Below are 8,015 nucleotides of genomic sequence, written 5' to 3'. Positions count from 1 at the left end.
CGCCTGCGTCGGCGGCCGCTGCTGGCTGGTTGTTCTCGCCTGCGTCGGCGGGCTCGGCTGGCGAGTTGTTCTCGCCTGCGTCGGTGGGCTCGGCTGGCGAGTTGTTCTCGCCTGCGTCGGCGGGCTCGGCTGGCGAGTTGTTCTCGCCTGCGTCGTCGGTTTTGGCTGGCGAGTTGTTCTCGCCTGCGTCGTCGGTTTTGGCTGGCGAGTTGTTCTCGCCTGCGTCGGCGGCCGCTGCTGGCTGGTTGTTCACGCCTGCCTCGTCGGTCTTGACGGGCTGGTTGTTCTTGCCTGCATCAGTGGCCTTGACTGCATTGACGGGCTCGACAGGGTTGGCGGGTCCGAACCATGAAAGCAGCGCTTTGCCGGCAGTGAAGACCTCCGCCACCTTGCCCTTATAGGGCTCGAACAAGAGCCTCGCTGCGCTCCAGAGGCTGTCGGCAACCTGCGCAACCTTGCTTCCGCTCTCGACGAGCTGCGCCGAGGCTTCGCTCAACCTTTTGTCGTCGAGCGCTTCCGCCACGCTGACAAACGCCGCCTTCGTTTCCGCAACGCTGGTGCCGACGTTGTTCCAAGTCTGCTCCAGGGTGGGAGCCTCTTCGGCAGGGTTTAATGGATCTTCGGCGAGCCTTCCGGCATCGTCTGCGACCTTCGCGAACAGGTTCAGTGTCGCCCGGCCCTTGCTGAAGGCGGTTTGGACACGCGCGGTGAAGTCGTCCGGAATCGCCTCCCAAAAGTTTTTCAAGGAATTGCCGAAGTTTTGGACCGCACTGCGCAGGCTAAATATCTCGGTGGTATCTTGAGAATTACTACTCATTTCAAACCCAGTTTGATTATATATTGATGATCGATCTATTTCGAAGAAATCATTCTTATTTTTGAATGATTCTTTGAAGAAGGACCGGTGCGGGTTGATATGAGTTCGGAGGTCGGCGACGAGTGTGCTGCGACGCGGCGATCTTGGGGCAGAATACAACCGTAGAAGAATGATGGGTCCGTGTGACGCGGGAGTTTTGGGCCGGAGATCGTATTCAATCCGCCTTTGAGGCCGCCAAAGAAGCGGGTGACGGATATGTGTCGCAAGCCGTCGCCATTGAAGCGACGCCGCTAAAGGATTGATTTGCTGGGAGGGCTGCAGGCTGTCCAAGGTCGGCAACCGACCATGGCCCGCTTCTGAGAACGTAGTTCCTGATATGTTCTCATTAACAGAGGAGCCTCGCGCGGACAACGTCCGGCGCGAGGCGATCAGAACGTTAGGGCTTCGCTGGGGCCGTCTGTTGGCCGGTGGAAGCGCCAGTTTCGTTCCGCTGTTCGAGGGCCCTGAGCATGTGCAGGATTTCCCGCACCTCCGGGCTGATATCTTGGTTTTCCGCTGAGAGCTCAGCCTTTTGGCTGCTTTCCGCGAGGTCGGCGAACATCATCTCTTCAGAGCTCCAGTGGAACCGCAGTCCTATACACAATCGATTAACGATCACCTAAGGCAGGAACCCTGTACGGTTCCTGAATACGCTTACGCTACTCACCATCATCCCGCGGATCTTGGCAGGATGGTGCCTGCCGTCGTCTGCGGGAGACGGGGACTTAAAGGCAGTTAATGGCGAAATTGCGAAGCTTTGGGCGAGCTTAGCGATCATTCTTGTGTGTTGCCCTCAGGGCACGGACCATTTGGAACAGTGTAGTCGCAGTGTCTCATTCGAGTCCCCGCTGCCGCAGCAGTGCCTCCGGCTTTGGCTCTCTCCCTCTAAAAGCTTTATAGGCATCAATGGGTTCCTGTCGTCCGCCTGCTGAATAAATGTGCTCCAGCAGGAGCTTGGCGGTGTCGGGGTCGAAGATGTTTCCGGCCTCCTCGAACGCTTCGAAGCCATCGGCGTCCAGCACCTCGGACCAGAGGTAGGAATAATAAGCCGAGGCATAGCCATCTCCCGAGAAAATATGGGTAAAATGGGTTGGCCGATGCCGCATCGTCATCCCCTCGGGCATTCCGATGTCAGCCAGGACCCGGGTCTCGAACGCGCCCACATCCTCGATAATTCCGTCCGGAATCGAATGGACTGACAGGTCGACCAAGGCAGATGCACAATATTCGACGGTTGAAAATCCCTGATTGAAACGACGAGCTTTGAGCATCTTCCCTAAAAGAAGCTCTGGCATCGGCTCTCCCGTGATGTAATGTTTTGCGAACTCTCTCAGGAGCTCAGGTTGCTCAAGCCAATGCTCGAAAAGTTGCGACGGAAATTCAACGAAGTCTCTGGAAACGGATGTTCCTGCGATGGAGGGATAGGTCACGTCAGACAGCAACCCATGCAGCGCATGTCCGAATTCGTGAAACAGCGTGCGCGCGTCGTCAAAGCTCAGCAACGCGGTCTCATTCGCCCCCGGCTTCGAAAAGTTCATCACATTCAATATGATAGGCGTAACATTGCCGTCCAGTTTATGCTGCGTGCGGAACGCGCTCATCCAGGCTCCGCTCCGTTTTGAGGGCCGCGCGAAATAATCCCCCAGAAACAGTCCGATGTGGCGGTTATCTGCCGATTTTACCTCCCATGCCCTGACATCGGGGTGGTACAGCTGGAGATCGTCGCGTGGCTGAAACGTCAAGCCGAACAATCGGCTGGCGGTGTGAAACGCGGCAGCGATCATCCTGTCCAACTGCAGATACGGTTTGATCTCGTCCTCCTGGACATCAAACTCCGCTCGTCGCCTCTTTTCGGCGTAAAACCGCCAATCCCACGGTTCCAAGTCGAAGTTTCCACCCTCTTTGCTGATGATGCTTTTAAGGGCTTCAGCTTCGGCGAGGGCCTGCTCTCGGGCCGGTCGCCAGACGGAATCGAGTAGGTCGAGCGCCGCTTTTGGTTTCCCCGCCATGGAATCATCCAGTCGAAAATCCGCGTAACTCTCGAATCCCAGAAGACGGGCCTTTTCCGCACGCAGTTGGGCCAGCTCCACGATGATCGGGCGGTTGTCCGTATCGCCCCCGCCTTCCCCTCTGCCGCTCCAGGCCCGGAAAGCCGCCTCTCTCAGATCGCGACGAGTGGAAAACTGCAGGAATGGTTCGATGCTCGACCGCGCGAGCGTGATCACATGCTTTCCGCTCAAGCCTCGATCCGCTGCCGCCTGAGAAGCCGCCGCGAGCAGGAAAGGGGGCAGCCCCGCTAGCTCATCCTCTCGGCTCAGGATGAGTGCAAAAGCGCGTTCCTCAGCGAGGACATTCTGCCCGAATCGCGTTCCCAGAGAGGCGAGCTTTCCCACGATTTCCGCCAATCTTGCCTTCTTTTCGGAAGGCAGAGCGCCGCCACCGCGGACAAAATTTTTATGGTAGTGGAACAGGACCCGCCGCTGCTCGGTGTCGAGCCCCTCTGCCTTCGAATGCAGGGTCTCGACACGTTTGAACAATCGTTCGTCGAGATAGATTGCGCTGAAGTGGCTGGCGAGAATGGGCGAGAATTCACGCTCGATTCGTTCGATGTCCGCGTCAGTGTCCGTCCCCGCCAGATTGAAAAAGATCGCGCATATTCGCCTCAACGGGAGTCCGGCCCGTTCCATCGCCTCGATGGTGTTAGCGAAGCTGGGCGCGTCGGCTTGATTGGAAATCAACTCGATTGCGTCTCTATGCAGAGCCAGGGCAGCCTGGAAAGCTGGGGGAAAGTGGCAGGGTTCTATCTGCTTGAAAGGAGGAATTTCAAGGCGCCCAATGTCTTGTGAGAGAAGCGGATTGCGGTCGTCCTTTGAGAGCTTCGGCATCTGGATCCCTTCTGATCGACGGCTTTTTCTTTGTTACAGCGTAACCGGCGCGCTTGTCTGCTGTTGGCCCAGATATAATATCTTGGTCGGATGAGATCGATCACAGGGCTACTTACGAGTCCTCAGTGTTCGTTTGATCTGTAACAAGGCGCCCAAGGCTTGGCTGTTCGAATGAAGGCGAGAGATGGCGTGCTTAGGAGAAAAAGATGGATTTTGAGAAGTTCACCGAGCGGGCGCGGGGATTTATTCAGTCGGCCCAGTCACTAGCCCTTCGCGAAGGCCACCAGCGGTTTACCCCCGATCACATTCTGAAAGTCCTGCTGGACGATGACCAAGGCTTGGCATCCGGACTCATCAAGTCTTCTGGAGGCGACCTTTCTGCACTGAAAAGGGGATTGGAGCTCGCCCTGGCGAAGATGCCGAAAGTCGAGGGGTCTGGGGCCGGCCAGCTCTACATGGCGCCAGAAACAGCAAGAGTGTTTGAGAACGCACTTCAGCTTTCTCAGAAGGCGGGCGACAGCTACGTGACCGCTGAACGCCTGCTTCAGGCGATCGCACTGGAACAGAATTCTGATGCAGCAAAGAATCTGAAGGATGCAGGCGTCACTGCTGTTGGTCTGAACAAGGCGATAGATGAATTACGTAAGGGACGCACTGCGGACAGCGCAACAGCTGAAAGCAGCTACGATGCGCTCAAGAAGTACGCCAGAAATTTAACGGAAGCGGCAGTTGAAGGGCAGCTTGATCCGGTCATCGGACGTGACGAGGAAATTCGCCGCACCATCCAAGTTCTGTCGCGGCGCACGAAAAACAATCCCGTGCTGATTGGCGAGCCTGGCGTGGGCAAGACGGCCATTGTTGAGGGTCTGGCTCTTCGCATCGTGAATGGTGATGTTCCCGAATCGTTGAAGGACAAGTTGCTGTTTGCTCTTGATATGGGCGCCCTGATTGCGGGTGCGAAATATCGTGGCGAATTCGAAGAGCGTCTAAAGGCCGTCTTGCAGGAAGTCACTTCAGCGGATGGCGGGATTATTCTGTTCATAGATGAAATGCACACCCTAGTAGGCGCTGGAAAAGCTGATGGCGCGATGGACGCATCCAATCTTTTGAAGCCTGCCTTGGCGCGAGGGGAATTGCATTGCGTCGGCGCAACAACCTTGGATGAATATCGGAAGCATGTTGAGAAAGACGCTGCGCTGGCTCGGCGGTTCCAGCCGGTTTACGTAAATGAACCTAGCGTCGAAGATACGATCTCCATTTTGCGTGGCCTCAAGGAAAAATATGAGCTGCACCACGGGGTTCGTATCACAGACGCCGCGATCGTTGCTGCAGCCACTCTTTCCAACCGCTACATCACCGATCGTTTTTTGCCGGATAAGGCGATTGATCTGATTGACGAATCTGCTTCTCGGCTCCGAATGCAGGTGGACTCCAAACCCGAAGAACTGGACGAACTCGATCGCAGAGTCATTCAGCTCAAGATTGAGCGCGAGGCTTTAAGGCGGGAAACGGATCGAGCGTCAAAGGAGCGTTTGGATCGGCTTGAACATGAATTAGCAGAACTTGAGGAGCGATCAGCTGAGCTTACTCAGCGATGGAAGGGCGAGAAAGATAAGCTATCGAATGCTCAAAAGCTAAAGGAAGAGCTTGATCAGGCTCGAATTGAACTGGAGCAGGCACAGCGTCGAGGAGACCTGGCGAGGGCAGGAGAACTTGCATATGGAGTAATCCCGCAACTGGAGAAGAAACTTCAGGAGGTGGAACAAGTCGGCCCATCCCAGGGCTTGGTTGACGAAGCCGTCACGGAAAACCACGTCGCTCAAGTGGTATCGAAATGGACGGGCATCCCTGTAGACAAGATGCTCGAGGGCGAGCGTGACAAGCTTTTGAGAATGGAACTCGAATTGGCCAAACGTGTGATTGGTCAGAGCGAGGCGATTGAAGCGGTCTCTACAGCAGTTCGACGAGCTCGAGCAGGATTAAAGGACCCAAATAGACCGATAGGATCGTTCTTGTTTCTCGGTCCGACCGGGGTTGGCAAAACTGAGTTAACGAAGGCCCTGGCAAACTTCTTGTTTGATGACGAGCAGGCAGTCCTGCGGTTAGATATGTCGGAATTCATGGAAAAGCATTCGGTGGCGCGGCTGATTGGAGCGCCGCCCGGATACGTGGGCTATGAAGAAGGCGGCGCCTTGACGGAGGCCGTAAGGCGGAGACCATATCAGGTAGTTTTGTTTGATGAGGTGGAGAAGGCCCATCCGGATGTTTTCAATATCCTTTTGCAGGTACTAGACGAAGGACGTCTCACAGATGGTCATGGCCGAACCGTCGATTTCCGCAACACTCTGGTGATTCTCACCTCAAACTTGGGTGCGGAAATCCTGGTGAATCAGCGAGAGGATGAGCCGGTTGAGAAAGTGCGCGAAGAGGTCATGACCATCGTGCGCGCTAGTTTTAGGCCTGAGTTCCTAAACCGACTTGATGAAATCCTGCTCTTTCAGAGGCTACGTTCGGATCAGATCAGGCAGATTGTGGATGTGCAGATTGAGCGACTTCAAAAACTACTATCTGACAGGAAGATTACAATTGCGCTTGATGATGCCGCTCGCGATTGGCTGGCGAGGCGTGGATATGACCCGGCTTATGGTGCGCGACCGCTCCGCAGAACGATCCAAAAATTTCTGCAAGATCCCCTCGCCTCCATGATCTTGGCGGGATCCATTTTGGATGGCGATACAGTTACCATTTCTGCAAACGACTCTGGATTGGTAATCAATGGAGAGACAGCATAGGTAGCCCGAGCACGCCAGCGGCGGCTCTCCGCGCCTAATTACGGCGATGATTGACTCGTTTAATCATCGCCGTTTGCCATCCGCTCTAATTCTTTTTGGGTGTAATCTCAGCAACCTGCGTCGAAGTGGGAGCTGCAAGCATCATTGCCTCGACTCGTTCCACCTGCTCCTGGAATTTCGCAAGTAGCTTGCCTGAAAGTCGACGGCCGTCTGCGATCCTTACTTTCATGGGGTTGACCTGCCGGTCACTGACCAAAATTTCGTAATGGAGATGCGGGCCTGTTGAGCGCCCAGTTGTTCCAACATAGCCTATAACCTGACCCTGCCTCACTTTTGTTCCAGGTCGTATGCCTCGGGCAATGCGGCTCATATGAGCATAAGCTGTCTTGTAAGGCGCAGTGTGTCGCAACTTGACGTAGTTTCCATAAGCTCCGAAACGACTTGCTATTTCAACGACACCGTCACCAGCGGCCTTAATCGGAGTCCCGTTAGGCGCAGCAAAATCCACTCCCGCATGCATCTTAGTATATCCGAGAATTGGGTGCCGGCGCATGCCAAAGCCGGAACTGGTTCTGGCGCCGGATATCGGAGTTCTAAGGAGCGCTTTTCTTACGCTTTGGCCGTCCCGGTCGTAATAGTCCGTTATTCCGTCGTCAGGCGTGGTGAACCGAAAGTAGCCACGCGGCTTTCCCTCCAATGTGAGGGAGCTATAGAGAAGAACCTTTCTCTTTGGGTTCGTCCCGTCCATCGGTCGACCGTAAAAGATCGCGAACTCGTCTCCTCGTTTAATTTCTCGCTCAAAGTCAACATCATACGCATGAACTCTCATTACCTCGGCAATGATATGTTCAGGAACGCCCTCTTCTTTGGCATCGGAATAAAGGCTGGAAGTAACCTCGGACTCAATCATCTGATAAGGCAAATTCGCTAGCAGAGAACTTCCATCAGAATCGCCTTCTCCATCAATACGTGCAAGATATCTTCCGCGAGCATCAGCCTCGACGACGACTTGTTCACCCGGTACAGGAGAGAAAACTAACCGAGATGGATAAGGCACGTATTTGCCATAAAAATCGGGGCGAAACTCTAGAGTGATCGAAAACTCCTGACCCTCCGAAATATTTTTGAGCGGAAAAATCAGCTCGACTGCAGCAGTCAGTGCTTGAGCTGCGTCGGGGGTGGCCCCAATAGAAGTCAACAGACCGGGCAAGCTATCACCAGCCTCAAAGGCGATGAGCTTTTCCTCAGCGTCAGGCTGTGCCGCCTTTAATACAGTGGTGACATTGTCTGGAGCGAGAGAAGCCGTGCGGATATGGGCATCAATCTGGGTAAGTTTGGTGTGTGTCCCATAGGGTAGAACGTCATCGGTGACACTCGGGTAAGCAGATGCCGCGGATGCGCCCATGAACGTTCTGGCAGTCAGGACTGTCCGTGCAACTGGAAGCGTCTCGCGTGCAGATCCATAGCTGACAGGGATGCGAT

At 55.0% G+C, this 8,015-nt stretch carries 3 protein-coding genes and 1 pseudogene (1 of these 4 cut by a window edge); 1 reads left to right on the top strand and 3 read right to left on the bottom strand.

What is annotated here, in order from left to right:
- A pseudogene (locus tag FKM97_RS26385) lies at positions 1–745 on the bottom strand (hypothetical protein); the annotation flags it as partial.
- A gap of 944 nt (positions 746–1,689) precedes the next feature.
- Entirely contained in the window at positions 1,690–3,741 is a 2,052-nt protein-coding gene (locus FKM97_RS19085) for a M3 family metallopeptidase (RefSeq protein ID WP_144294005.1), read from the bottom strand.
- A 206-nt stretch (positions 3,742–3,947) separates the two neighbouring features.
- Here FKM97_RS19085 and clpB point away from each other — a divergent pair, with 206 nt between their 5' ends.
- Positions 3,948–6,533 carry an ATP-dependent chaperone ClpB gene (gene clpB, locus FKM97_RS19080; protein WP_144294004.1) on the top strand — a complete coding sequence of 862 codons (2,586 nt, stop codon included), beginning with the start codon at positions 3,948–3,950 and terminating at the stop codon, positions 6,531–6,533.
- An 85-nt stretch (positions 6,534–6,618) separates the two neighbouring features.
- Here the strand turns inward: clpB and FKM97_RS19075 are convergent, their stop codons facing one another.
- On the bottom strand, positions 6,619–8,015 hold the 3' portion of the coding sequence (locus FKM97_RS19075) for a peptidoglycan DD-metalloendopeptidase family protein (protein WP_144294003.1). 310 nt of this gene lie beyond the right edge of the window; 1,397 of the gene's 1,707 nt are visible here — the last part of the coding sequence; its start codon lies beyond the right edge, outside the window; the stop codon is at positions 6,619–6,621.

The organism is Rhodoligotrophos appendicifer (assembly GCF_007474605.1).
GTDB lineage: Bacteria > Pseudomonadota > Alphaproteobacteria > Rhizobiales > Im1 > Rhodoligotrophos > Rhodoligotrophos appendicifer.
This window is presented reverse-complemented; position numbering and strand designations above follow the sequence as displayed.

Bases quoted from the DNA above. Each gene is read 5' to 3' on its own strand.
- clpB (WP_144294004.1), top strand. From the start codon at position 3,948: ATGGATTTTGAGAAGTTCACCGAGCGGGCGCGGGGATTTATTCAGTCG.
- FKM97_RS19085 (WP_144294005.1), bottom strand. From the start codon at position 3,741: ATGCCGAAGCTCTCAAAGGACGACCGCAATCCGCTTCTCTCACAAGAC.